Below are 24,221 nucleotides of genomic sequence, written 5' to 3' on the forward strand. Positions count from 1 at the left end.
GCGGCCGGGCACCGTACGCGCGAGCGGCCCCCGGGGGACATCCCCCGGGGGCCGCTTCGTGCGTGCCGTGGTGGTGGCGGTCCGACTACTCGACGGTGACCGACTTCGCCAGGTTGCGCGGCTTGTCGATGTCCCGGCCCAGGGCCAGGGCGGTGTGGTACGCCAGCAGCTGGAGCGGGATGCCCATCAGGATCGGGTCCAGCTCGTCCTCGTTCTTGGGCACGAGGATGGTGTGGTCGGCCTTCTCCTGCTCGCGGTGGGCGACCGCGAGGATGCGGCCGCTGCGGGCCTTGATCTCCTCCAGCGCCGCGCGGTTCTTCTCCAGCAGGTCGTCGTCGGGGACGATCGCGACCGTCGGCATGGCGGGCTCGATGAGGGCGAGCGGGCCGTGCTTGAGCTCGGAGGCCGGGTAGGCCTCGGCGTGGATGTAGGAGATCTCCTTCAGCTTGAGGGAGGCCTCCAGGGCCACCGGGTAGCCGCGCACCCGGCCGATGAACATCATCGACTTGGCCTCGGCGTACTCGGCCGCCAGCTTCTTGATGTCCTCTTCGCCTTCGAGGATCTCCTGGATCTGCGCGGGCAGCTTGCGCAGGCCCTCGATGATCCGCTTGCCGTCGGTGACCGACAGGTCCCGGATCCGGCCCAGGTGCACGGCGAGCAGCGCGAAGGCCGTGACCGTGTTGGTGAAGCACTTGGTGGAGACGACGCAGACCTCCGGGCCGGCGTGCACGTACACGCCGCCGTCGGCCTCGCGGGCGATGGCGGAACCGACCACGTTGACCACGCCGAGGACGCGGGCGCCCTTGCGCTTGAGCTCCTGCACGGCCGCGAGCACGTCGTACGTCTCACCGGACTGGGAGACGGCGATGTAGAGGGTGTCGGGGTCCACGACCGGGTTGCGGTAGCGGAACTCGGAGGCCGGCTCGGCGTCGGCGGGGATCCGGGCCATGCTCTCGATCAGCCCGGCGCCGATCAGGCCCGCGTGGTAGGAGGTGCCGCAGCCCAGGATCTTGACCCGGCGGATGCCGCGGGCCTCGCGCGGGTCGAGGTTCAGGCCGCCCAGGTGCACGGTGTTGAAGCGGTCGTCGATCCGGCCGCGCAGCACGCGGTCGACCGCGTCGGGCTGCTCGGAGATCTCCTTGTGCATGTACGTGTCGTGGCCGCCCATGTCGTAGGAGGCGGCCTCCCACTCCACGGTCTCCGGGGTGGAGGTGGTCTTCGTACCGCTGGTGGTGTAGGTGCGGAAGTCGTCGGCCTTGAGGGTGGCCATCTCGCCGTCGTTGAGGGTCACGACCTGGCGGGTGTGGGCGATCAGCGCGGCGACGTCGGAGGCGACGAGCATCTCCTTCTCGCCGATGCCGAGGATGACGGGCGAGCCGTTGCGGGCGACGACGATGCGGTCGGCGAAGTCGGCGTGCATCACGGCGATGCCGTAGGTGCCCTCGATGACCTTGAGCGCCTCGCGGACCTTCTCCTCCAGGCTGTCGGCCTGCGAGCGGGCGATCAGGTGGGTGATCACCTCGGTGTCGGTGTCGGAGACGAAGACGACACCGTCCGCCACCAGCTTCGCGCGCAGCTCGTCGGCGTTGTCGACGATGCCGTTGTGGACGACGGCGACCTTGTTCTCGGGGTCCAGGTGCGGGTGCGAGTTGATGTCGCTCGGGGCGCCGTGGGTGGCCCAGCGGGTGTGGGCGATGCCGGTGGTGCCGGCGAACCGCTTGGGAACGCGGGACTCCAGCTCGCGGACCCGGCCCTTGGCCTTGACCATCTTCAGCGCCGCGGCCTTCGGGCTGTTGACGACGATGCCCGCCGAGTCGTAGCCCCGGTACTCCAGCCGCTGGAGACCCTCCAGCAGCAGCGGTGCCACGTCGCGCTTGCCGATGTAACCCACGATTCCGCACATACGGTCTTGCCCCTCCTGTAGTTCGGTGTCCGTGCCCTGCGCCGTCCCGGTCGTCTCAGCCGTAGACGATGCGGCGCAGCTGCCGGAGCGAGAGCTCCGGGGGCGCCACGGCGCGGTGCGGCAGTTCGGCGGCGATCCGTTCGAAGATCTCCGCGTTGACCGCGCCGCCCGACTGGAGCTCGCGGTGACGACGACGGACGAACTCCTCGGTCGTCTCGTCGAAGTACGCGAGCACGTCGAGCACCACCCGGGCGGCCTCTCCGCGCTGCAGCGCGGTGCTGCGCACCAGGTGGTCGACGAGGTCGTCATGGGACGGGCGGCGGTCGAGCACCTGTAGATATTGACGGTCCACGGGCTGGAACGCAAAGATCCTGCCCGAAATCGGGCAGGATCCTGCTGGTCTGGACCAGGGAATGGGTAATTCCGGTCCGGGTCGGTCAGAAACGACCCAAAATGGCGGCCTTCGCGGCGCTGAACTCCTCGGCGGTCAGGATGCCCGTCCGGTGCAGCTCGCCCAGCTCGCGCAGGCGTCGCAGCAGGGTGTCGTGGTCCACCGGCTCGCCCGCCAGGGCCGCGCGCGCCTCGGGCAGCGGCAGCGCCTCGGGCGCGGGGGCCGGCGCGGGCGCCGCCGGGTGCGGGATCCGCACCGCCACGGCCGCCGCGACCAGCGCCATCAGGGGGTCCTTCTTGAAACCGAAGAGCTCCAGGGTGTGCGGGTCGTACTTGGGCGCGGCCGCCGCCGTGGCGCCCTTCAGGGTGAACCGCAGCCAGCCGTGCTCCAGCCCCCTGGACGGCGTCCACTCCACCGACCGCACGTCGCCGACGCGGAACTCCCGCGGTCCGCCGGAACGCTTCGCCTCCTCCGTCGTCCAGTTCCAGTCCAGCAGCACCCGGTCGCCGTCGAAGGCCGCCGACCCGTCACCCGCGCCGACCGAGATCGGAACGGCGGGCCCCGGCAGCAGGTAGGCGTCCGAGGGGCCGGGATCGACCTGGTCCAGCAGCAGGGCGTTGCGCAGCTCGTCGACGAAGTACTCCGCGACCCCGGTCCGGTCCGGCTCCACCGTCAGGAGATAGGGGTCGGAGGGCTCCGGCAGCCGCCCTCCCGTCACCTGCAGCAGCGGGTCCGCCCCGTCCCGCAGCCGAAGCCGCAGCCGGCCCGCCTTGCGGCCCGGCTCGTGACTGACCCCCGCGACGGCCCGCAGCGGTACGACCACTTCGCCGAGGTGCTGCCGGAGCAGCCCCACCCCCTTGTCGCGGCCCGGCACGATGCGCACCGCGTCCCCGTCGAAGGTCCAAGTGCCGTCCTTCTGGATGATTTCCGCCATGCGGTGATTCTCCCATCGGCAATCCAGGGCCGGTTGGCCTATACCTGGGCGCATGAGAGTCCTGCGACGCGCGCTCGGCACCCTCCTCGCCCTCGGGGCGGTCGTCTCCTGCACCGCGGCCCACGGTGACGACGCCAAGGCCACCCGCCGCCCCGCCGCCCTCGCCCCCTACGAACGGCTCCTGCCCGCGCCCGCCTCCGCGCGGGCCGAAGGCGCCCCGTACGTCTTCGGGGCCGGCACGGTGATCCGTACGGGTGTGGCGGCGCCGGAGGAGGTCCGGCGGGTCGGCGAGCTCCTCGCGGAGCAGCTGCGCGGCCCCGGCGGGCTGCCGCTGCCGGTGGTCGACGGCGAGGACGGGGACGGGGTCCGGCTGCGGCTCGACACCGGGGACGCGGAACTCGGCGCGGAGGGCTACCGGCTGCGCACCACCGCCGCCGGGATCACCCTGACCGCCCGCACCCCGGCCGGGCTCTTCCACGCGGGGCAGACGTTGCGCCAGCTGGTGCCGGTCCGGGGGGCGGGCGGGGTTCCCGGCGGGACGGTGGTGGACGTCCCGCGGTTCGCGTACCGGGGGGCGATGGTGGACGTGGCCCGTCACCACTTCCCGGTGGAGCAGGTGAAGCGGTACGTCGACCAGCTCGCCCAGTACAAGATCAACACCCTGCACCTGCACCTCACGGACGACCAGGGCTGGCGGATCGCGATCGACTCCTGGCCCCGGCTCGCGGAGTACGGGGGCGCGAGCGAGGTCGGCGGCGGGCCCGGCGGCCACTGGACCAAGGAGGAGTACCGGGACCTGGTGGCGTACGCGGCGGAGCGGTACGTGGACGTGGTCCCGGAGGTCGACATGCCCGGCCACGTGAACGCCGCGCTCGCCTCCTACCCGGAGCTGACCTGCGACGGGAAGGCCCCGGAGCGCTACACCGGGATCAAGGTCGGCTTCAGCTCGCTGTGCGTGGGCAAGGAGCGGACCTACGAGTTCATCGACCAGGTCCTCGGCGAGCTCGCGGAGCTGACCCCCGGCCGCTACCTGCACATCGGCGGCGACGAGGCCCGCGCCACCCCGGCGGCGGACTACGCGGCCTTCATGGACCGGGCCCAGCAGGTGGTGGCCCGCCACGGCAAGACGGTGGTGGCCTGGCACCAGCTCGCCTCGGCCCGCCCGGCGCCGGGCGCGGTGCTCCAGTACTGGGGCCACGACAAGACAGCCGCCGCCGAGAAGGCGGCGGTCGTGGCGGCGGGGAAGTCCGGCCACCCGGTGATCCTCTCCCCGGCCGACCACGCCTACCTGGACATGAAGTACGACACGGCGACGAAGCCGGGCCTCGCCTGGGCCGGCTACGTCCCGGTGCGGCGCTCCTACTCCTGGAACCCGGGCTCCTACCTCCCGGGCCTCCCGGAGTCCGCCGTCCTCGGGGTCGAGGCCCCGCTGTGGACGGAGACCGTCGCGACCCGCTCCGACTGGGAACTGCTGGCCTTCCCGCGCGTCCTGGGCCTGGCGGAACTGGGCTGGTCCCCGGCGAGCGCCCTCGACTGGCCGGCGTACCGCGAACGCCTGGCCGCCCAGGCCCCCCGCCTGGAAGCCCAGGACATCACGTACTACCGGGCCCCGGAGGTCCCCTGGGAGTAGCCGGATCGGGCCCGCCGGCGTCCGTGCGACGATCTGACGACGGACGGCAAGAGGTCCGGTTCCTGGTGGGGCCGGACGGGGAGGGGCGGCATGAGCGGCGACGGAGCGGATCTCGGCGTCCCGGAGGCGGCGCCGGTGCGGAGGGCTGAGGGCGTCACGCTCGACGAGGCCGTCGAGGCGGCGAGGCCCTGTCTCGCCCGGGCCTTCGCCCATGAGCCGTGGACGATCGTCCTCCAGCCGGAGCTCAGCGAGGAACTCGACCTGGCCTGGGTCATCCGCTTCGACACGCAGGAGAGCATCGACGCCGCAGACCACTGGATCGGTCCGCTCACCAAGGGGGTTCTCGTCCCGAAGGACGGCGGCGCGGTGCGGTTCCCTCCGTCGCACCTGCCGATGGAGGAGTTCCTGGCCTATGTGCGCCACGGCGGCTGGGAGTCGGCCTCGCTGGCGAGGACCCGTAGCGCCACGCCGTGGCAGCGGGCCCTGGAATGGCTCCTCACCACCTACCAGGGGCGCGTCGAGCTGGCCGGGATCGAGCCGGTCGCCGAGGACGCCGGGACGTGGCTGTTCGCCTGCCGGACCATCGAGCGGCCGGGGTACCCGCGCACGCCCATGCTGACCGCCTCCGTGGTGGTGCCCAAGGACCTGGGACGGCCCTTTCACCCGGCTTCCGACGACCCTTGGACCGATGCCGGGGAGTACACCCGGACCGAGCAGGAACGGGACCCCCAGGTCCAGGCGCGGCGGTTGAACTCGCGCGGATGTGTCGTGACCGTGGCCGCCGCCATCGCCGGGGCGCCGTCGACGCCCCTGCCGTGGCAGCCCGCGCACGAGGCGCCGGGGTGGTGGGAGCTGCTGCTCGAGCGGTACTTCCCGGCCGCCGTGCAGATCCGCTGCGGGAGCTGGGACGAGGTGATCCGGCGGGCCGGGGAGACCGGGCCGGACACCCAGGGCGTCGTGTGGGTGCGCCGGGTGATCCGCGGCGCCGAGGTCAGCGGACACCTGCTGTACGTGCACAACAACAACGGCAGCGTCGTGTTCCTGGACGGCATGACCGGTGGCCTGGCGCGGCTGGACACCGTCGGTGTGCTGGAGCTGGTGTTCGCGCGACTGCGGCCGTAGCCCGGAAGAGCGGCGGGAACCGGGCCGGGCGGCGGAGTCGGGGCGGGCGGGCGACAATGAATGCGCGTTCCTGCGCCCACGGCGACTCGCGCCCGGCGCACGGAGACGTCCGCGCCGAACGTGGCCTGGGTGGTGGGCACGCAGCCCTGGCACGACCCGGTGCGGTGCGGGCCGGGGGTGTTCCCGACCCCGTAGAACTCGTAGAAGGCCCGGCACTCCCCGAAGGGACCGTATTTCGGGGAGTGCCGGGCCGGGGCCGTCAGCGCCGGGCGAAGGGCGCGACGGGGTTCTTGAGGGTGCCGATCAGCTGCAGGGCCGCCGACGGGTCGGCGAGGTCGACCATCTGCTTGTTGTTGCGCAGCTGGAGGCGGTTGAGGCAGGACAGCTGGAACTCGGGCGCGAAGAGGTCGTAGCGCTCGAAGCGGTCCGCGAGGGCCGGGACCGAGTCCTGGTAGGCGTGGGCGCAGTCGGCCACGGCCTTCCAGAAGGTGTCCTCCTCGCAGATGCCCTCGGTGGCCAGGATCGGGCCGAGGAAGCGGAAGAAGCAGTCGAAGACGTCCGTGAAGACCGACAGCAGCTTCATGTCCTCCGGGATGTCCGCCCGGACCCGCTCGACCGCGGGCGGCAGGACCGCGTCCGGGTCCATGACCACGATCTCCTCGGCGATGTCCTTGAAGATCGCCCGCTTCACCACGCCGCCCTCGATGACGAGGATCGTGTTCTCGCCGTGCGGCATGTAGGCGAGGTCGTACTGGTAGAAGCAGTGGAGGAGGGGGACGAGGTAGGCCCGGAGGTAGGAGGCCAGCCACTCGGCCGGGGTGAGGCCCGACTCCTCGATCAGGGCGCCGACGAAGGACTTGCCGTCCGCGTCCACGTGCAGGAGGGAGGCCATCGTCGCCAGGCGCTCCTCGCCCCGGACGAAGTTCACCGGGGACTCGCGCCACAGCGCGGCGAGCATCTTGCGGTACGGGGAGTACCGGTCCGTCGCGCGCTCGTACTGGCGGTGGTGGTAGCCGATCGCCGCGCGCTCGCGGATGATCGAGAAGTCGACGGACCGCAGGACCTCGTCGTTCTCGATCAGCTGGTGCAGCCAGTCGTTGATGGCCGGGGTGGCCTCCATGTACGCCGCCGAAAGGCCACGCATGAAGCCCATGTTGAGGACCGAGATGGCGGTCTTCACGTAGTGCTTCGTGGGGGTGGTGGTGTTGAAGAAGGTGCGGATCGACTGCTGCGCGAGGTAGGCGTCGGAGCCCTCGCCCAGCAGGACCAGGCGGCGGTTGGCGATCTCGGCGGCGAAGGTGACCGTGGTCTTGTTCCACCACTGCCAGGGGTGGACGGGCAGCAGGTGGTAGTCCGCGAGGTCCAGGCCGAGGGAGGCCATTTTCGCCGCGAAGAGCGTGAGGGCGTCCTCGCCGAGCTCCTCGCGGACGAAGGCGTCGTGGTCCAGGCCCGCGCCCGCCGTGAAGGTGGAGACGTCCCTGCGGGCGGCGACCCACACCAGGTGGACCGGGCTCGCGGTCTCCGGGGCGTACGAGAGGTACTCGTGCACGCCGAAGCCGAGGCGGCCGTTGTTGGCGACGAAGCAGGGGTGGCCCTCGGTCATGCCGGTCTCGATGTCCTGGAAGGAGGACTTCGCGAGGACGGCGGAGGAGACCTGCGGCTTCGTGTACTTGTAGCCCGAGCCCGCCAGGGTGGAGGAGATCTCCTCCAGGTAGACGGGCAGGACCTCCGCGCTCAGGCCCAGGGTCCGGCGGAGCTCGATGTGGAAGTCGAGGGCGTCCAGGTCGGCCGGCCCGCCGTCGCGGTGGCGGGTGATGGAGGCCTCGTCCACCGACCAGTGGTCCAGCGCGTGGAGGGTCGCGGCGAAGCGGTACTCGACGGTGGCGTCGTCGCTGAGGACCGAGTACAGGCCCGAGTCCAGCAGCTTCGGGGTCAGCAGGCGCTCGTGCGAGAACTCGGCGAGCGCCTTGCGGACCAGGGCGCGGTTCGCGCGGGCCCACAGCTCCGGGGAGAGGTGGGAGATGGCGTCGGACAGGCTCATATCGACTCCTGCTGGGTGGCCTCGAACTGCTCGCGGGTGCAGAAGCTGAGCAGGGCGGTCTTCTCCGGCTTGACGACCTCGCGCTCGGGGACGAAACCGACCGCCTCGTTGAGGGCGTGGACGGCCTTGTTGCGGACGTCGGGCTCGACGACGACGCGGAGGTTCGCCGGGTCGGCGAAGAGCGAGGCCATCACCGTGGTGATCACGGCGCGGGTGAAGCCGCTGACCGGGGTGTCGGTCGGGGCGACCAGGAAGTGCATGCCGACGTCGCCGGGCTCGGGGTCGTACAGGCCGACCAGCTCCAGGCGCGCCGGGTCGTAGCTCTCCATGAGGAAGGCGGGCCGGCCCTCGTGCAGGCCGATGAAGGCCTGGTGGTGCTCGTGCGTGGTGATGCGCACGTACTCGCGCTCCACCTCGGTGAGCGTGGCGTCCTGCATCATCCAGAACGCGGCCTTCGGGTCGGTGACCCAGCCGTGCAGCAGTTCCGCGTCGGCGAACGGGTCCAGGGGACGGATCGTGAAGGTCCCGAGGACGGCGTCGGTGCGGGTGAAGAGGATCTCGGCGGTGGTGCTCATGCGTGCGTGCCTTCCGGGGCGGCGAACTGCTGGAACGCGATGGACTTCTCGACCTTGTAGTACTCGCGGCCGAGCAGCTCACCGACGATGTACGCGTTGCGGTACGCGGCCATGCCCAGGTCGGGCGAGGTGATGGAGTGGTTGTGGGTCGTGCCGTTCTGGAGGTAGACGCCCCGGCCGGTCGTGTCCACGCTGTAGTTGCGGCCCGCGTCGAGGCGGCCGCGGCCGTCGAAGTTCAGGCGGTCGCGGACCGGGTCCAGGAATCCGGGGACGACGTACTCGTAGCCGGTGGCGAGCACCAGGCCCTCGGTGGCGAGGGAGAAGTCCCGCTCCTGCTCCTCCTGGCGCAGCCCCAGGGTGTAGGTGCCCGTGGTGGTGTCGTACGCCGTGCCGTTCAGGGAGGTGTTGGTCAGCAGGGTGGTCGGGACGGGGCCCGGCATGCTGATCTTCTTCTGGTAGAGCAGGTCGAAGATCTCGTTGATCAGGTCGCCGTCGATGCCCTTGAAGAGGTTCTTCTGCTGGGTCTCCAGGCGGTAGCGGGTGTCCTCCGGGAGGGCGTGGAAGTAGTCCACGTATTCCGGGGAGGTCATCTCCAGCGTCAGCTTGGTGTATTCGAGGGGGAAGAAGCGGGGGGAGCGGGTGACCCAGTTCAGCTGGTAGCCGTACGAGTCGATCTCGGCGAGGAGGTCGAGGTAGATCTCGGCCGCGCTCTGGCCGGAGCCGATCAGGGTGATCGACTTCTTCTTCTGCAGCTCCGCCTTGTTCTGCATGTAGGCCGAGTTGTGCAGGAAGTCGCCGCCGAGGTCCCCGCAGGCCCGCGGGACGTGGGGCGAGGTGCCGGTGCCCAGGACCAGGCGGCGGGCGAGGTGGGTCTCGCCCTTGTCCGTGTGGACCTCGTAGAGGCCGGCGGCCCCGTCGTAGGTGACCTCGGTGACCGTGGTGGAGTACAGGACGTTGTCGAGCCGGTCGGCGGCCCAGCGGCAGTAGTCGTTGTACTCGGCGCGCAGCGGGTAGAAGTTCTCCCGGATGTAGAAGGAGTACAGCCGGTCCTTGTCCTTCAGGTAGTTCAGGAAGGAGAAGGGCGAGGTCGGGTCGGCGAGGGTGACCAGGTCCGACATGAACGGCGTCTGCAGGTGCGCACCGTCGAGGAACATGCCGGCGTGCCACTCGAAGTGCGGCTTCGACTCGATGAAGAGGCCGTCGAGCTCGTCGATCGGCGCGGTCAGGCAGGCGAGTCCCAGGTTGAAGGGACCGAGGCCGATGCCGATGAAGTCGTGGGGCTTAACGGTGGACGGCAAGGGATTCTCCCAGGAACTGCTCGGCGTGTGCGGCGAGGAGGTCGAGGACGGCCGCGATGTCGGACGTCGTGGTCTGCGGGTTGAGGAGGGTGAACTTCAGGTACTGGCGGCCGTCCACCCTGGTGCCGGCCACGACGGCCTCGCCGGAGGCGAACAGGGCCTTGCGGGCGTGCAGCTGGGCCTCGTCGAGGAGGTCCGCCCGGTACTCGCCGCCGGCGGGGACGTAGCGGAAGACCAGGGTGGAGATCTGCGGGCGGACGACGACCTCGAAGCGCGGGTCGGCCTCGATGACCTCGTAGCCGGCGGCGGCCAGGTCGATGACCTCGTCGAAGAGTGAGCCGAGGCCGTCGGCGCCCATGACGCGCAGGGTCATCCAGAGCTTGAGGGCGTCGAAACGGCGCGTGGTCTGGATCGACTTGTCGACCTGGTTCGGGATCCGCTCCTCGGCCATCCGGCGCGGGTTGAGGTAGTCCGCGTGGTACGTGGCGTGCTTGAGGGTGTCGCGGTCGCGGACCAGCATCGCGCTGGAACTCACCGGCTGGAAGAAGGACTTGTGGTAGTCGACCGTGACCGAGTCGGCGTGCCCGATGCCGTCGAGGAGGTGCCGGCGGGTGGGGGAGACCAGCAGTCCGCAGCCGTAGGCGGCGTCCACGTGCATCCACGCGGAGTGCTCGGAGGTCAGGCGGGCGATCTCGGGGAGCGGGTCGATGGACCCGAAGTCGGTGGTGCCGGCGGTGGCGACGACGGCCATCGGGAAGAGGCCCTCGGCGGCGCAGTTCTCCAGCTCCAGGGCGAGCACCGAGGTGTCCATGCGGCGGTTGCGGTCGACCGGGACGGAGATGACCGCCTCGTAGCCGAGGCCGAGCATGGCGGCCGACTTCTGGACGCTGAAGTGGCTGGCCTCGGAGGTGAAGATGCGCAGCTTCGGCAGCAGTTCGGCCTTGGCGAGCTCGACGCCCCGGTCCAGGGCGCGCTTCATGACGATGCGGCAGGCCTCGTCGCGGGCCAGGAGCAGCGCGTGGAAGTTCGACTGGCTGCCGCCGGAGGTGAAGATGCCGTCGGCGCCCTCGCCGAGGCCGATGCGGCGGGCGGTCCAGTCGATCAGGCGGCGCTCGATGAGCGTGCCGCCGATGGACTGGTCCCAGGTGTCGAGCGAGGAGTTGACGGCCGAGAGGACCGCTTCGCCGACCACCGCGGGGATGACCACCGGGCAGTTGAGGTGGCCCAGGTAGCGGGGGTGGTGGAAGTAGACCGCGTCACGGAGGTAGACGCCTTCGAGCTCGTCGAGCGCGGCCGCGGTGTCGGCCAGCGGGGTGTCGAGGTCGATCGAGGCGATGACCGGGGCGAGCTCGTCGACGGACACGCCGGTGTGGGGTTGTTCCGTGGTCGCGAGTTTGGCGGCGACGCGGTCGACGCCCTCGGTGACGGAGCGCCGGTAGAGGTCCGCGGTCGTCTCGTTCAGCAGATGCGAGCGCATCAACTTTCCTCCGGGCAGGGGGAGAAGCGGGTGGGGTGTAATGATTAGGTTAGCCTAACCTAATCATTCGGCCAAATAGGGAAGGGCCCCGGCGAATGCCGGGGCCCTTCTTCCAAATGCCGTGCGTGGCGCGCGCGTTGCTACAGCTCGGACGCGGGGTCCTCGCTCGCGGCCTTGCCCGCGTACGCCTCGGCGAGCAGCTGCTCCTCGCTCGCGCCGAGGCGCCAGTAGCCGGTGAAGCGCACCGCGCGCCGGTCGACGGAACGTTCCTGCACCAGGTGGCGGCGTACCGCGCGGATGGTGCCGGCCTCGCCCGCGATCCAGGCGTACGGGGCCTCGGCGGCGGGCAGCGCGCTCGCCCGCACCCGCTCCACCACCTCTTCGGTCCGCTCCCGGCCGGCCCCCTTCTCGCGCACGATCCAGGTGACGTCCGCGTCCGCCGGAGCCGGCAGGGCGATCCGGTCGTCCTCGTGCGGGACCTCGAACCACGCCTTCACCCTGGTTCCGGCGGGGAGCCGGTCCAGGATCGCCGCGGCGGCCGGCAGGGCCGTCTCGTCCGCGTACATCAGCACCGCGTCGGTGCCCGCAGGGGGCTGGAAGCGCACGGACTTGTTCTCCGCGACGGCCGGGCCGATCGCCATGATCCGGCGGCCGGTCACCGCCTTGCCCGCCCAGCGGGAGGCCGGGGAGGAGTCCCCGTGCAGGACGAAGTCGATGTCCACCTCGTCCGCGCCGCCGGGCGTGCGCCGCTGCTCGCGCACGGTGTACGAGCGCATCACGGGCCGCTCCTCCTCCGGCATCCCCCGCCACTCGGCGAACCAGGTGTCCTCGGCGGTGGAGGGGAGTTCGGTGTGCTCCCGGTGCTCGGGCGGCAGGAAGAGCGAGAGGCTCTGGTCGAAGCCCCCCGACCGGAATCCGGCGAGGGACTCCCCGCCGAAGGTGACGCGCAGGAACGAGTGGCCGAGGCGCCGCGTGCGCAGGACTTCGAGCGTGAAGAAGCCGAAGTGCGCGGCGGATTCGGTGGCGGTCATGCGGAGGATCCCCCCTGGGATTTCGCCGTTGTGGCGGTGGTCAGCTGACCTTCTTGGCGTTCTGGACGGTCTTCGCGAGGTCTTCCAGGATCTGCGCGCACTTCTCGTACGAGTAGATCGGCTCCGTCACGCGCGGGGCGATCTGGCCGGCCTTGACGGCGGGCAGCGCGGCCCAGGTGGGCTTCTCCTTCGTCAGCTGCTCGTTCTGCAGGGTGCCGGTGCGGTTGTCGAGCAGGACGACGTCGGCCTTGTACTTGCCGGCGTTCTCCCAGCTCAGGCTCTCGAAGAAGACGCTGCCCTGGTCGAGGTGGTCCGGGGTCACGAACTCCACGCCGAGGGACTCGAAGTACTTCAGGTCGGCCGAGGTCTTCGGGGTGGAGACGTAGAGGTGGTCCGCGTCGCCCGAGCCGACGAGCACCTTGACGCCCGGGTTGGCCTTGGTGGCCTCGCGGACCTTCGCGGCGGCGGCCTCGAAGCGGGCCTTGGCGTCGACGGTCTTCTGGTTCTTCGGGTCGGCGCCGAGGGACTGGGCGAGCTCCGCCGTGCGGGCGAGGGCCTTGTCCATCGAGGCGTCGCTGCCCGTGGCGATGGCGGCGGCCGGGGCCAGCTTCAGGATCTTGTCCTTGGAGGCCTCGGGGACGTACCAGTACGAGCCGTCCCAGGTGTTGGTCAGCAGCACGTCGGGCCGCAGGGCCGCGTACTTCTCGACGTTGAACTCGTCGTAGACGTTGCCCAGGATCTCGACCTTGGAGATGTCCATGGAGCCGGCCTGCGGGTCCGGCTTGCCGTCGGCGAGCTTGGTCGGGCCGAACACGCCCTTGACTTGGACGCCGTAGTCGTAGAGGGCGGCGGCCGTGCCGGTGAAGGCGACGATGTTCTTCGGCGCGGACTTGGTGCTGACGTCCTTGCCGAGGTCGTCCTTGAACGTCCAGGGGCCGGAAGCCGCCGCGGAGGCGCCGCCCTTGTCGCCCGCGCCGTCCTTCGCCGTGCCGGTGTTGCCGCCGCAGGCGCTGAGCGCCGCGACGAGGCCGAGGGCGCCGCCCGCCGCGACGAAGCCGCGACGGGAGAGGACGGAGGTTCTGGGCTTGGGCATGTCGATGTCCGCTTTCGTACGCGCAGGGGGCGGCCACCGGGGGTGTGACCGTTCGTGGGAAGGTTAGCCTAACCTTGGCCAAAAACAGTAAGGGGACCCTAATTTTCTCGGGTCCCCTTGCCGCTCCCCGCGCGTCGCGGGGGTTCCGTCAGCCGGCGAAGCCCAGCTCACGGGCGATGAGCATGCGCTGCACCTCGCTCGTGCCTTCGCCGATTTCCAGGATCTTGGAGTCCCGCCACATGCGGGCCACGGGGTACTCGTTCATGAAGCCGTAGCCGCCGTGGATCTGCGTGGCGTCACGGGCGTTGTCCACGGCCACGGTCGAGGAGTACAGCTTCGCGATCGCAGCCTCCTTCTTGAACGGCTCCCCGGCCACCAGGCGGGAGGCCGCGTCGCGCCAGCCGATGCGGGCCATGTGCGCGCGCATCTCCATGTCCGCCAGCTTGAACTGGATGGCCTGGTTGTCGCCGATCGCCTTGCCGAAGGCGTGCCGTTCCTTCGCGTACTTGACCGACTCGTCCACACAGCCCTGCGCGAGGCCGGTGGCGAGTGCCGAGATGGCGATGCGGCCCTCGTCCAGGATCCGCAGGAACTGGGCGTATCCGCGGCCCTCGTCGCCGACGAGGTTGGCCAGCGGGACGCGGACGTCGGCGAAGGAAAGCTCGCGGGTGTCCGAGGAGTTCCAGCCGACCTTGGAGTAGGGCGCGGCGACCGTGAACCCGGGAGTGCCCGACGGGACGATGATCGAGGAGATCTCCGGACGGCCGTCCGCCTTGCGACCGGTCACGGCGGTGACGGTCACCAGTCCGGTGATGTCCGTACCGGAGTTGGTGATGAAGCACTTCGAGCCGTTGATGACCCACTCGTCGCCGTCCTTGACGGCGGTGGTGCGGGTGCCGCCGGCGTCGCTGCCCGCGCCGGGCTCGGTCAGGCCGAACGCGCCCAGGACCTCCCCGGAGCACATCTTGGGCAGCCACTCCCGCTTCTGCTCCTCGGAGCCGAAGAGGTAGAGCGGCATGGCGCCCAGCGAGACGCCCGCCTCCAGGGTGATGGCGACCGAGGAGTCGACGCGGGCCAGCTCCTCCAGGGCGATGCCGAGGGCGAGGTAGTCGCCGCCCATGCCGCCGTACTCCTCCGGGAAGGGCAGGCCGAACAGGCCCATGCGGCCCATCTCGCGGACGATCTCGTACGGGAACTCGTGGCGCTCGTACAGGTCGCCGATCTTCGGGGCGATGACGTCGTGGGCGAACGCCTCGACGGTGCGGCGGAGTTCCTCGTGCTCGGGGGTGAGCCGGTGGTCGAGGGCCATGATCTTCGTTACTCCTTGTGGGAGAGGGCGCGGACGGTGCGGGAGGGGCTGGGACGGCCCAGCTGTTCGGCCATCCACACGCTCGTGGCGGTGAGCGCGGCCAGGTCGACCCCGGTCTCGATGCCGAGGCCGTCGAGCATCCACACCAGGTCCTCGGTGGCGAGGTTGCCGGTGGCGCTCTTCGCGTACGGGCAGCCGCCGAGGCCGCCCGCGGAGGCGTCGACGGTGGTCACTCCGTGCTGGAGCGCGGCGAGGGTGTTGGACAGCGCCTGGCCGTAGGTGTCGTGGAAGTGCACGCCGATCCGGTCCGTCGGCACGCCCTCCTCGTTGAGCTCGCCGAGGAGGCTTTGGACATGGCCCGGGGTGGCGACGCCGATGGTGTCGCCGAGGCTGAGCTCGTCGCAGCCGAGGTCGAGCAGGGCCTTGGCGACCCGGACCACCTGGTGGACCGGGACCGGGCCCTCCCAGGGGTCGCCGAAGCACATGGAGAGGTAGCCGCGCACGTGCGCGCCGCCCTCCTTGGCACGGGCCACGACGGGCTCGAACATGGTGAGGGACTCGGCGACGGTCCGGTTCAGGTTGCGGGACGCGAAGGTCTCGGTGGCCGAGCCGAACACGGCGATGCGGTCCGCGCCGAGCGCCAGGGCGCGGTCGAGGCCGCGCTCGTTGGGGACGAGGACGGGCAGGTGCACCCCGGCCAGGTCCTGGAGCCGCGGGAAAAGCTCCTCGGCGTCGGCCAGCTGGGGCACCCACTTGGGGTGCACGAAGCTGGTCGCCTCGACGGTCGTCAGGCCGGCGGCGGCGAGGCGGTGGACGAACTCGGCCTTGACGGCGGTGGGTACGGCCGTCTTCTCGTTCTGCAGTCCGTCGCGGGCGCCGACCTCGTGGATGCGGACCCGGGCCGGCAGCCCGGGGGCCGGGACGTTCATGGGCAGTCCGTTCACCGGTCCCCCTCCTCTTCCCCGTCCGGGGTCACGACCGCCAGGACCTGGTCCATGGCGACGGTGGTGCCCGGGGTGACGTCGAGTTCGGTGACGGTGCCGGCGTGCGGGGCGGAGATGACGTGCTCCATCTTCATCGCCTCGACGACCAGCAGGCTCTGGCCCGCCGCCACCTTGTCCCCGACGGCCACCTTGACGACGGTGACGGTGCCGGGCATCGGCGCGGCGAGGGTGTCGGCGCCGGTCCGTCCGGCCCCGCCGAGCAGGGCGGCGACGGGGTCGTGCCGCTGCACGTGCCAGGCGTCGCCGTCGCGGCCGAGCCAGGTCCCCTCCGAGGAGGCGGCGTGGCTGAACCGGTGCGTGACGCCGTCCAGTTCGACGGTGACGAGGTCGCCGGTGCGCGCCACGACCCGGCCCGCGGCGGAGGCGGCGACGCCGTCGCCGTCCGGGGCGAGCAGCAGCTCCGTACCGGGGCCGGACGGGCGGGTGCGGACCTCCACCGGGTCCCGGCCGGGGAGGCGGAAGTGGTGCACCGTCCACGCCGGGGTCCCGCCCAGGCGCCAGCCGTCGGCGGCGTCGAACGGGTCGGCCCAGCCCTGCGGCCGGGCGGGCGGGGCCGCCGCCAGCAGCGCGGCCGCCGCGTACACCTCGGCCGGGACCCCCTCCGGGAGCAGGGCCTGCAGGTCGCGTTCCACCAGGCCCGTGTCCAGGTCCCCGCTGACCACGTCCGGGTGGGCCAGGAGCCTGCGCAGGAAGCCGGTGTTGGTCTGGACGCCCAGGATCACGGTGTCGGCCAGGGCCGCCCGCAGGGAGCGCAGGGCCGAGGCCCGGTCGGGTCCGTACGCGATGACCTTCGACAGCATCGGGTCGTACGTGGAGCCGGTGTCCACGCCGGCCGTCAGCCCGGAGTCGGTGCGCACCGCCCCGCCCTCCGGCTCCGACAGGGCCAGGACCGTACCGCCGGACGGCAGGAAGCCGCGGGCCGGGTCCTCGGCGCAGACGCGGGCCTCGATGGCGTGGCCGGTCAGCCGCACGTCCGCCTGCCCGAACCCGAGGGGAGCCCCCGCCGCCACCCGCAGCTGCTGCTCCACCAGGTCCAGGCCCGTGATCAGCTCGGTCACCGGGTGCTCGACCTGGAGGCGGGTGTTCATCTCCATGAAGTAGTACGAGGACGGGTCCCCGCCCGGCACGATGAACTCCACGGTGCCCGCGCCGACGTACCCGCAACTGCGGGCCGCCTCCACGGCCGCGGCGCCCATCGCCGCGCGGACCTCCTCGTCGAGCAGGACCGAGGGCGCCTCCTCGATGACCTTCTGGTGGCGCCGCTGGAGGGAGCACTCGCGCTCGCCGAGGTGGACCACGTTGCCGTGCGCGTCGGCCAGCACCTGGATCTCGATGTGCCGGGGCCGGTCGACCCACCGCTCGACGAGCAGGGTGTCGTCGCCGAAGGAGGACTTCGCCTCGCGGCGGGCGGCCGCGATCTCCTCGGCCAGCACGGCCGCGTCGCGGACCAGCCGCATGCCCTTGCCGCCGCCGCCCGCGGAGGGCTTCAGCAGGACGGGCATGCCGATGGCCTCGGCCGCGGAGACCAGCTCGGCGTCGGTGAGACCGCTTCCGGAGGAGCCGGGGACCACGGGCACGCCCGCCGCCTTCACCGTCTCCTTGGCCCGGATCTTGTCGCCCATCAGGGAGATGGCGCTCGCGGGCGGGCCGATGAAGGCCAGCCCGGCGTCGGCGCAGGCCCGGGCGAAGCCGGCGTTCTCCGCGAGGAAGCCGTAGCCGGGGTGGACGGCCTCGGCGCCGGTGCGGCGGGCGGCGTCCAGGAGCCGCTCCACCGACAGGTAGCTCTCGGCGGCGGCCGCCGGGCCGATCCGGACGGCCGTGTCGGCCTCCCGTACGTGCCGGGCGTCCGCGTCGGCGTCGCTGAAGACGGCCACGGAGCGGATGCCGAGCTGCCGCAGCGTGCGGATGACCCGTACCGCGATCTCGCCCCGGTTCGCGACCAGAACAGTGCTGAACATCGAAGAGGTCCTCACGTCACATCACGTCACATACGGAAGATGCCGAAAGCGGGGTCGCCCAGCGGGGCGTTCGCGCACGCGGTCAGGGCCAGTCCCAGCACCTGCCGGGTCTCCATCGGGTCGATGACCCCGTCGTCCCACAGCCGGGCGGTGGCGTAGTAGGCGTTGCCCTGTTCCTCGTACTGGGCGCGGACCGGGGCCTTGAAGGCCTCTTCGTCCTCGGCGGGCCACTCCTGGCCCGCGCCCTCGATCTGGTCGCGCTTGACCGTGGCCAGGACGGAGGCGGCCTGCTCCCCGCCCATCACGGAGATCTTGGCATTGGGCCACATCCACAGGAAGCGGGGGCTGTAGGCCCGTCCGCACATCGAGTAGTTGCCCGCGCCGTAGCTGCCGCCGACGACCACCGTGAGCTTGGGGACCCGGGCGCAGGCCACGGCCGTGACCATCTTGGCGCCGTGCTTGGCGATGCCTCCCGCCTCGTAGTCCCGGCCGACCATGAAGCCGGAGATGTTCTGGAGGAAGAGGAGGGGGATGCCGCGCTGGTCGCACAGCTCGATGAAGTGGGCGCCCTTCTGCGCGGACTCGGAGAAGAGGATGCCGTTGTTGGCGATGATCCCGACCGGGTGGCCGTGGATCCGGGCGAAGCCGGTCACCAGGGTCTGGCCGAACTCGGACTTGAACTCCTGGAAGCGGGAGCCGTCGACGATCCGGGAGATGACCTCGCGGGCGTCGTAGGGGGTCCGGGAGTCGACGGGGACCGCGCCGTAGAGCCCGGACGGGTCGACCTTGGGCTCCTCGGGCGCCTCGACCGACCAGGGCAGGGCCCCGCGGTCGGGCAGGGTCGCCACGATGTTCCGTACGATCCGCAGCGCGTGCGCGTCGTCCTCGGCGAGGTGGTCGGTCACTCCCGAGACGCGGGAGTGGACCTCGCCGCCGCCCAGTTCCTCGGCCGTGACGACCTCTCCGGTGGCGGCCTTCACCAGCGGCGGGCCACCGAGGAAGATCGTGCCCTGGCCGCGCACGATGACGGCCTCGTCGCTCATGGCCGGGACGTACGCGCCGCCCGCCGTGCAGGAGCCGAGGACCGCGGCGATCTGCGGGATGCCGGCCCCCGACATGCGGGCCTGGTTGTAGAAGATGCGGCCGAAGTGCTCGCGGTCGGGGAAGACCTCGTCCTGCATGGGCAGGAAGGCGCCGCCGGAGTCGACCAGGTAGAGACAGGGGAGACGATTCTCCAGGGCCACTTCCTGGGCCCGCAGGTGCTTCTTGACGGTCATCGGGTAGTACGTGCCGCCCTTGACGGTGGCGTCGTTGGCGACGATCACGCACTCACGGCCGCTGACCCGGCCGATGCCCGCGATCACGCCCGCGGCCGGCGCGGCGCCCCCGTACATCCCCTCGGCGGCCAGCGGGGCCAGCTCCAGGAAGGGGGACCCGGGGTCCAGGAGGGCGTCCACGCGGTCGCGGGGAAGCAGCTTCCCGCGGGCGGTGTGGCGGGCGCGGGCCTTCTCCCCGCCGCCGAGCCGGGCCGCGTCGAGCCGGGCGCGGAGGCCCTCGGCGAGCTCGCGGTGGGCGGCCTCATTGGTCCGCCAGGCCTCGGACGCCGGGTCCGCGGCGCTCGTCAGCACTGGTGCCTGCTGCATCGGTCGAGCTCCCTTGCTCGGTGCACGCTTTGTTAATGACCGTTAACGCGTATGCGCCCAGGTTAACGAGCGCTAACGGCCCTGTCTAGAATGGATTCCCATGAGCACCAGAGCCGCCGCCCCCACCCGTCGCGAGCAGATCCTCCGTGAGGCCGCTCGGCTCTTCGCGGAGCGCGGGTTCCACGGCGTGGGAGTGGACGAGATAGGGGCAGCGGTCGGTATCAGCGGCCCCGGTCTGTACCGCCACTTCGCCGGCAAGGACGCCATGCTGGCCGAGCTGCTGGTCGGCATCAGCGAGCGGCTGCTGACGGGCGGCCGGCGGCGGGTCGAGGAGGCCGGCGCGAACCCGCGCGAGGTGCTGACCTCCCTCGTCGAGGGCCACATCGACTTCGCGCTGGACGACCGGGCGCTGATCACCCTCCACGACCGGGAGCTGGACCGGCTGCGCGAGGCGGACCGCAAGCTGGTGCGCCAGCTCCAGCGCCAGTACGTCGAACTGTGGGTGGCCGTCGTACGGGAGCTGCACCCCCAGGTCGGCGAGACGGAGGTACGGGTCTGCGTGCACGCGGTCTTCGGGCTGCTGAACTCCACCCCGCATCTGGCGGTCCTCGGCCGGGACGCGACCGAGTCGCTGCTGCGCAGGCTCGCCGACGGCGCCTTCGGAGCGCTGTCGGGGTGAGGCGGACGTTCCGGCGGCCGAGGCGGAACGGACGGCTCCGGCCGAGCGACGGCAGAATGGGCCGCATGCCGATAGAGACGCCCGTACCCAGCCGCGCCGAACTCGTCGAACACCTCGTCCGTACGCGGATCGCGGGGGAGGTGGCCACCCCGCGCGAGAACAACCTGAGCCACTACCGCAAGCTCGCCAACGGCGACCGCCACTACTGGCTGGGCCTGGAGCTCGGCGACCGCTGGACGGACGAACAGGACGTCCTGGCCGTCATGGCGGAGCGGTGCGGGGTCGTCGACGACCCCGAGCACCGGCACGGCCAGGACACCATCGACCCGGAGCTGACGGTCGCGGGCCTGGACCGGCTGGCCGCCCGGCTGCGCAAGGCCGCCTCCGACCGCCAGCGCGTGCTGCTGGCCACCGGGCACCCGGGCGGGCTGCTCGACGTCCACCGCGCCACCGCCGACGCCCTGCGCGCCGCGGGCTGCGAGATCGTCCGGATCCCGCAGGGGCTGACCGCCGACGAGGGGTCGGTGTGGCAGTTCGCGGACATCGCCGTGCTGGAGCGCGGGGCCACGCTGTGGCACACCCACTCCCCGGCGCCGATGGCCGCGATCCTGGACGGCCTCACGGCGGAGGGCCGCCCGCAGCCGGACCTGGTCGTCGCCGACCACGGCTGGGCGGGCTGCGCGGCGCAGCGCGGGCTCGACGCCGTCGGGTACGCGGACTGCAACGACCCGGCGCTCTTCCTCGCCGAGGCGGAGGGCACCCTCCAGGTGGCGGTCCCGCTGGACGACCACGTCCGCGACCCCCGCTACTACGACCCGATGGTCGCCTACCTCCTCGCGGCGGCGGGCCTCACCGCCTGACCCCGCCGCCGCCCGGCCGGTCAGGGCCCGGCCGGTCAGGGCACGGCCGGGCCGGTCGGGCCGCCCGGCCAGGCCGGGCCCGTCCGGCCCGGAGGCGGCGCCGGCGCACGCCCGGCCGCCGGCCAGGGCGTCGGGTCGAGGTAGACGTGGCGGATCGCCGGGAAGCGCTCGCGGAGCTGGTCCTCGGCGTCCTCGCAGGCCGCCTCCACCTGGCGGGCCGACGCCAGGTCATGGAAGTCGATCTTCGCGGCGATCAGCACCTCGTCCGGGCCCTGCACCAGGGTCGTCAGCTCCAGCACCCCCTCGATGTGCGGCACCGTCAGCAGCTCCTCGCGGACCTCCTCCCGCATCCCGGCGGGCAGCGGGCGCCCGATCAGGTACCGCGCGTTCGAGCGCCCCAGCTCCCAGGCCACCGCCACCAGCAGGGCGCCGATCAGCAGCGAGGCCACGCCGTCGTACGCCCCGGATCCCGTCAGCTGCGCCCCCAGCAGGCCGCCCGCCGCCAGTACGAGCCCGATCGGCGCGGCCACCTTCTCCAGCGGGACGGCCTTCACCGCCGTGTCCGGCGTGTGCTCCACGTACGGGCCCAGCGGCGCCCGCATCCGCTCCGCCTCCCCCGTCATCCGCCGCCGGGCCGTCAACAGCGAGCAGCCCTCCAGCAGGAAGGCGACGGCGAGGACGACGTACGAGACCGTCGGGTCGCCCGGCTCCTCCCCGTGCGCGAGGGTGCGGACGCCGTCGTAGAAGGCGAAGACCGCGCCGCCGGCGAAGGTCGCGACCGAGGCGAGCAGCGCCCGGCCGCAACGCTCGGACCCGTACCCCCGCGGATGCGCCTCGTCGGCGGGCCGGGCGCCCCGCTTGAGGGCGGTCGGCAGCAGCAGTTCCGTCACCGTGTCGGCCACCGAGTGCGCGGCTTCGGAGAACATCGCGCTGGACCCGCTGACGACTCCGCCGACCGCCTTGGCCACCGCGATCCCGAGGTGGGTGGCGGTGGCGACGACGACGGGGCCGGCGCTTTCGGATTCTTCGGACATGGGGTGACGTTATGTCCGCGACGCGGGCCGGATGCCCAGTGACACCCGCCCCGCCGAATACGTCAGGCCCGCGGTACGCGGACGACGCCCTCCTGGATGACGGTCACCGCGAGACGGCCGTCCTGGGTCCAGATGCGGGCCTGGCCCAGGCCCCGGCCGGCCGCGGCCGAGGGGGACTCCTGGTCGTACAGGAGCCACTCGTCGGCACGGAAGGGCCGGTGGAACCACATGGCGTGGTCCAGCGAGGCGCCGACCACGTCGCCGACCGCCCAGCCGCCCCGGCCGTGCGCGAGCAGCACCGAGTCCAGCAGGGTCATGTCCGAGACGTAAGTGGCCAGGCAGGTGTGCAGGAGCGGATCGGCTCCCTCCAGCTTGCCGGCCGTACGGAACCACACCTGGGAGCGGGGCTCGACCGGCTCGCCGACGCTGCCCCACGGCGGGGTCGTCGCGTACCGCAGGTCCACGGCGGCCCGCGCGTCGATCAGCCGCTCCACCGTGCCCGGGTCCCGGAAGGTCTCCCGGTACGCGGGCAGGGACTCCTCCGCGGTCGGCAGGGTCTCCGGATCCGGGGCGGAGGGCATGACGGCCTGGTGGTCGAGGCCCTCCTCGTACGTCTGGAACGACGCCGAGAGGTGGAAGATCGGCTGCCCGTGCTGGACGGCGACGACCCGGCGCGTGGTGAAGGAGCGCCCGTCGCGGATCCGGTCCACGGAGTAGACGATGGGCGCGCCGGGGTCCCCGGCGCGCAGGAAGTACGAGTGCAGCGAGTGCGCCGTGCGGTCCTCGGGGACGGTGCGCCCGGCCGCGACCAGTGCCTGGGCCGCGACCTGACCGCCGAAGACGCGCGGTACCAGCGCCGAACGGCTGGTACCGCGGAAGATGTTCTCCTCGATCCGCTCAAGGTCGAGCAGATCGAGGAGAGTCGTCAGTGCCTCGTTCATGGGGGAAGGGTAGGACCCTTACAGACCCATCGACTTGGCGATGATCGACTTCATGACCTCGCTGGTGCCGCCGTAGATGCGGTTCACGCGGTTGTCGGCGTACAGACGGGCGATCGGGTACTCGTTCATGTAGCCGTAGCCGCCGTGCAGCTGGAGGCACTTGTCGATGACGCGGTGCGCGACCTCGGTGCAGAACAGCTTCGCGGAGGCGGCCTCGGCGGCGGTCAGCTCGCCGGCGTCCAGGGCCTCCAGGGCGCGGTCGGCGACCGCCTCGGCGGCGTCCACCTCGGCCTGGCAGGAGGCCAGTTCGAACTTGGTGTTCTGGAAGTGCGCGACCGGCTTGCCGAAGACCGTGCGGTCGGTCACGTACTGCTGGGCGAACCGGACGGCGGCCTTGGCCTGCGCGTACGCGCCGAAGGCGATGCCCCAGCGCTCGGAGGGAAGGTTCGCGCCCAGGTAGTAGAAGCCCTTGTTCTCCTCGCCGAGCAGGTCCTCGACCGGCACCTTCACGTCGACGAACGCCAGCTCGGCGGTGTCGGAGGTGCGCAGGCCCAGCTTGTCCAGCTTGCGGCCGATGGAGTAGCCCTCGGACTTGGTGTCCACGGCGAAGAGGGAGATGCCGAAGCGGCGGTCCTGCTCGCCCGGGGCGGAGGTGCGGGCGCAGACGATCACGCGGTCGGCGTGGACGCCACCGGTGATGAAGGTCTTGGAGCCGTTGAGGACGTAGTGCGTGCCGTCCTCGGAGAGCTTGGCGGTGGTCTTCATGCCCGCGACGTCGGAGCCGGTGCCCGGCTCGGTCATCGCGAGGGCCCACATCTCCTCGCCGGAGACGAACTTCGGCAGGTAGCGCTTCTTCTGCTCGTCGGTGGCGAGCATCTTGATGTAGGGCAGGGCGAGCAGCACGTGCACGCCGGAGCCGCCGAAGTTCACGCCGGCGCGCGAGGTCTCCTCGTACAGGACGGCCTCGAACTTGTGGGTGTCCAGGCCCGCGCCGCCGAACTCCTCGGGGACGTTGATCCCGAAGACGCCCAGCTCGCCGAGCTTGTAGTAGAAGTCGCGCGGGGCCTGGCCGGCCTGGAACCACTCGTCGTAGACGGGGACGACCTCGGCCTCGATGAAGGCGCGGATGGTCTCGCGGAACGCCTCGTGGTCCTCGTCGAAAACGGTACGGCGCACAGCCGGCCCCTCTCTGCGGCTGAACCGCCGCCCGCTCTCGCGGGGGTGGTCGTGCGCCGTCGTGGTTGCTCGAATGGTGAAATGCCTAAGCGCTTGCTCAGATTAAGTTACCGGCGGGTTGT

General features: G+C 71.6%; 20 protein-coding genes. 4 read left to right on the forward strand and 16 right to left on the reverse strand.

Features of this window, described 5'->3' with window-relative positions; translation table 11 throughout:
* Positions 1-85: 85 nt before the first annotated feature.
* The 3 genes from glmS to OG295_RS22160 all read right to left on the reverse strand — a co-directional run bounded on the left by glmS (position 86) and on the right by OG295_RS22160 (position 3,228).
* Positions 86-1,903: a glutamine--fructose-6-phosphate transaminase (isomerizing) gene (glmS, locus tag OG295_RS22150; RefSeq protein WP_371678441.1), complete on the reverse strand. Its 1,818-nt coding sequence runs from the start codon at positions 1,901-1,903 to the stop codon at positions 86-88.
* Positions 1,904-1,958: 55 nt separating this feature from the next.
* Complete coding sequence (locus OG295_RS22155; protein WP_030008735.1) at positions 1,959-2,234, reverse strand: hypothetical protein; 276 nt, start codon at positions 2,232-2,234, stop codon at positions 1,959-1,961.
* A gap of 106 nt (positions 2,235-2,340) precedes the next feature.
* Positions 2,341-3,228, reverse strand: a complete 888-nt coding sequence (locus OG295_RS22160; RefSeq protein WP_371678442.1) for a DUF4429 domain-containing protein — start codon at positions 3,226-3,228, stop codon at positions 2,341-2,343.
* Positions 3,229-3,280: 52 nt separating this feature from the next.
* On the opposite strand from OG295_RS22160, the gene OG295_RS22165 reads away from it, so the two are divergent.
* Both OG295_RS22165 and OG295_RS22170 read left to right on the forward strand, forming a co-directional pair.
* Positions 3,281-4,858 (forward strand): beta-N-acetylhexosaminidase, encoded by a 1,578-nt coding sequence (locus OG295_RS22165; RefSeq protein ID WP_371678443.1) that lies wholly within the window; start codon positions 3,281-3,283, stop codon positions 4,856-4,858.
* A 90-nt stretch (positions 4,859-4,948) separates the two neighbouring features.
* A complete protein-coding gene (locus tag OG295_RS22170) occupies positions 4,949-5,980 on the forward strand; it encodes a toxin glutamine deamidase domain-containing protein (RefSeq protein WP_371678444.1) in 1,032 nt (343 codons plus the stop codon).
* 259 nt (positions 5,981-6,239) lie between these two features.
* On the opposite strand, the gene OG295_RS22175 is transcribed toward OG295_RS22170, so the two are convergent.
* The 10 genes from OG295_RS22175 to OG295_RS22220 all read right to left on the reverse strand — a co-directional run bounded on the left by OG295_RS22175 (position 6,240) and on the right by OG295_RS22220 (position 19,409).
* Complete coding sequence (locus OG295_RS22175) at positions 6,240-8,021, reverse strand: IucA/IucC family siderophore biosynthesis protein (RefSeq protein ID WP_371678445.1); 1,782 nt, start codon at positions 8,019-8,021, stop codon at positions 6,240-6,242.
* A complete protein-coding gene (locus OG295_RS22180; RefSeq protein WP_371678446.1) occupies positions 8,018-8,596 on the reverse strand; it encodes a GNAT family N-acetyltransferase in 579 nt (192 codons plus the stop codon). Before OG295_RS22180 ends, OG295_RS22175 begins: the two co-directional genes overlap by 4 nt.
* Positions 8,593-9,894, reverse strand: coding sequence for a lysine N(6)-hydroxylase/L-ornithine N(5)-oxygenase family protein (locus OG295_RS22185; RefSeq protein ID WP_371678447.1), 1,302 nt, complete (start codon positions 9,892-9,894; stop codon positions 8,593-8,595). Before OG295_RS22185 ends, OG295_RS22180 begins: the two co-directional genes overlap by 4 nt.
* The gene (locus OG295_RS22190) at positions 9,878-11,371 is read right to left on the reverse strand and encodes an aspartate aminotransferase family protein (protein ID WP_371678448.1); all 1,494 of its coding nucleotides are present in this window, start codon (positions 11,369-11,371) and stop codon (positions 9,878-9,880) included. Before OG295_RS22190 ends, OG295_RS22185 begins: the two co-directional genes overlap by 17 nt.
* Before the next feature lie 140 nt (positions 11,372-11,511).
* Positions 11,512-12,402: a siderophore-interacting protein gene (locus tag OG295_RS22195; RefSeq protein ID WP_371678449.1), complete on the reverse strand. Its 891-nt coding sequence runs from the start codon at positions 12,400-12,402 to the stop codon at positions 11,512-11,514.
* A 40-nt stretch (positions 12,403-12,442) separates the two neighbouring features.
* Positions 12,443-13,495 carry an ABC transporter substrate-binding protein gene (locus OG295_RS22200; RefSeq protein ID WP_371678450.1) on the reverse strand — a complete coding sequence of 351 codons (1,053 nt, stop codon included), beginning with the start codon at positions 13,493-13,495 and terminating at the stop codon, positions 12,443-12,445.
* A gap of 148 nt (positions 13,496-13,643) precedes the next feature.
* Complete coding sequence (locus OG295_RS22205) at positions 13,644-14,804, reverse strand: acyl-CoA dehydrogenase family protein (RefSeq protein ID WP_371678451.1); 1,161 nt, start codon at positions 14,802-14,804, stop codon at positions 13,644-13,646.
* An 8-nt stretch (positions 14,805-14,812) separates the two neighbouring features.
* Entirely contained in the window at positions 14,813-15,733 is a 921-nt protein-coding gene (locus tag OG295_RS22210; protein WP_371681265.1) for a hydroxymethylglutaryl-CoA lyase, read from the reverse strand.
* 11 nt (positions 15,734-15,744) lie between these two features.
* Positions 15,745-17,766, reverse strand: a complete 2,022-nt coding sequence (locus OG295_RS22215; RefSeq protein WP_371678452.1) for a biotin carboxylase N-terminal domain-containing protein — start codon at positions 17,764-17,766, stop codon at positions 15,745-15,747.
* A gap of 26 nt (positions 17,767-17,792) precedes the next feature.
* Positions 17,793-19,409 carry a carboxyl transferase domain-containing protein gene (locus OG295_RS22220; RefSeq protein ID WP_266839147.1) on the reverse strand — a complete coding sequence of 539 codons (1,617 nt, stop codon included), beginning with the start codon at positions 19,407-19,409 and terminating at the stop codon, positions 17,793-17,795.
* A 100-nt stretch (positions 19,410-19,509) separates the two neighbouring features.
* Here OG295_RS22220 and OG295_RS22225 point away from each other — a divergent pair, with 100 nt between their 5' ends.
* Both OG295_RS22225 and OG295_RS22230 read left to right on the forward strand, forming a co-directional pair.
* Positions 19,510-20,088: a TetR/AcrR family transcriptional regulator gene (locus OG295_RS22225; protein WP_371678453.1), complete on the forward strand. Its 579-nt coding sequence runs from the start codon at positions 19,510-19,512 to the stop codon at positions 20,086-20,088.
* A 56-nt stretch (positions 20,089-20,144) separates the two neighbouring features.
* A complete protein-coding gene (locus OG295_RS22230; RefSeq protein ID WP_371678454.1) occupies positions 20,145-20,948 on the forward strand; it encodes a phosphatase in 804 nt (267 codons plus the stop codon).
* Positions 20,949-20,983: 35 nt separating this feature from the next.
* Here the strand turns inward: OG295_RS22230 and OG295_RS22235 are convergent, their stop codons facing one another.
* The 3 genes from OG295_RS22235 to OG295_RS22245 form a co-directional block, all read right to left on the reverse strand.
* On the reverse strand, positions 20,984-21,982 hold the full coding sequence (locus OG295_RS22235) for a cation diffusion facilitator family transporter (protein ID WP_371678455.1): 999 nt from the start codon (positions 21,980-21,982) through the stop codon (positions 20,984-20,986).
* A gap of 62 nt (positions 21,983-22,044) precedes the next feature.
* Complete coding sequence (locus OG295_RS22240; RefSeq protein WP_280915151.1) at positions 22,045-22,923, reverse strand: acyl-CoA thioesterase II; 879 nt, start codon at positions 22,921-22,923, stop codon at positions 22,045-22,047.
* An 18-nt stretch (positions 22,924-22,941) separates the two neighbouring features.
* Positions 22,942-24,099, reverse strand: a complete 1,158-nt coding sequence (locus OG295_RS22245) for an acyl-CoA dehydrogenase family protein (RefSeq protein ID WP_030229495.1) — start codon at positions 24,097-24,099, stop codon at positions 22,942-22,944.
* Positions 24,100-24,221: the final 122 nt, after the last annotated feature.

It is taken from the genome of Streptomyces sp. NBC_01276 (assembly GCF_041435355.1).
Taxonomy (GTDB): domain Bacteria; phylum Actinomycetota; class Actinomycetes; order Streptomycetales; family Streptomycetaceae; genus Streptomyces.

Excerpts from the sequence above, each read along its gene's own strand:
- OG295_RS22190 (WP_371678448.1), bottom strand. The coding sequence starts at position 11,371 with ATGCGCTCGCATCTGCTGAACGAGACGACCGCGGACCTCTACCGGCGC.
- OG295_RS22165 (WP_371678443.1), top strand. The coding sequence starts at position 3,281 with ATGAGAGTCCTGCGACGCGCGCTCGGCACCCTCCTCGCCCTCGGGGCG.
- OG295_RS22195 (WP_371678449.1), bottom strand. The coding sequence starts at position 12,402 with ATGACCGCCACCGAATCCGCCGCGCACTTCGGCTTCTTCACGCTCGAA.
- OG295_RS22225 (WP_371678453.1), top strand. The coding sequence starts at position 19,510 with ATGAGCACCAGAGCCGCCGCCCCCACCCGTCGCGAGCAGATCCTCCGT.
- OG295_RS22235 (WP_371678455.1), bottom strand. The coding sequence starts at position 21,982 with ATGTCCGAAGAATCCGAAAGCGCCGGCCCCGTCGTCGTCGCCACCGCC.
- OG295_RS22205 (WP_371678451.1), bottom strand. The coding sequence starts at position 14,804 with ATGGCCCTCGACCACCGGCTCACCCCCGAGCACGAGGAACTCCGCCGC.
- OG295_RS22175 (WP_371678445.1), bottom strand. The coding sequence starts at position 8,021 with ATGAGCCTGTCCGACGCCATCTCCCACCTCTCCCCGGAGCTGTGGGCC.
- OG295_RS22220 (WP_266839147.1), bottom strand. The coding sequence starts at position 19,409 with ATGCAGCAGGCACCAGTGCTGACGAGCGCCGCGGACCCGGCGTCCGAG.
- OG295_RS22200 (WP_371678450.1), bottom strand. The coding sequence starts at position 13,495 with ATGCCCAAGCCCAGAACCTCCGTCCTCTCCCGTCGCGGCTTCGTCGCG.
- OG295_RS22230 (WP_371678454.1), top strand. The coding sequence starts at position 20,145 with ATGGGCCGCATGCCGATAGAGACGCCCGTACCCAGCCGCGCCGAACTC.
- OG295_RS22215 (WP_371678452.1), bottom strand. The coding sequence starts at position 17,766 with ATGTTCAGCACTGTTCTGGTCGCGAACCGGGGCGAGATCGCGGTACGG.
- OG295_RS22160 (WP_371678442.1), bottom strand. The coding sequence starts at position 3,228 with ATGGCGGAAATCATCCAGAAGGACGGCACTTGGACCTTCGACGGGGAC.
- glmS (WP_371678441.1), bottom strand. The coding sequence starts at position 1,903 with ATGTGCGGAATCGTGGGTTACATCGGCAAGCGCGACGTGGCACCGCTG.
- OG295_RS22240 (WP_280915151.1), bottom strand. The coding sequence starts at position 22,923 with ATGAACGAGGCACTGACGACTCTCCTCGATCTGCTCGACCTTGAGCGG.
- OG295_RS22180 (WP_371678446.1), bottom strand. The coding sequence starts at position 8,596 with ATGAGCACCACCGCCGAGATCCTCTTCACCCGCACCGACGCCGTCCTC.
- OG295_RS22210 (WP_371681265.1), bottom strand. The coding sequence starts at position 15,733 with ATGAACGTCCCGGCCCCCGGGCTGCCGGCCCGGGTCCGCATCCACGAG.
- OG295_RS22170 (WP_371678444.1), top strand. The coding sequence starts at position 4,949 with ATGAGCGGCGACGGAGCGGATCTCGGCGTCCCGGAGGCGGCGCCGGTG.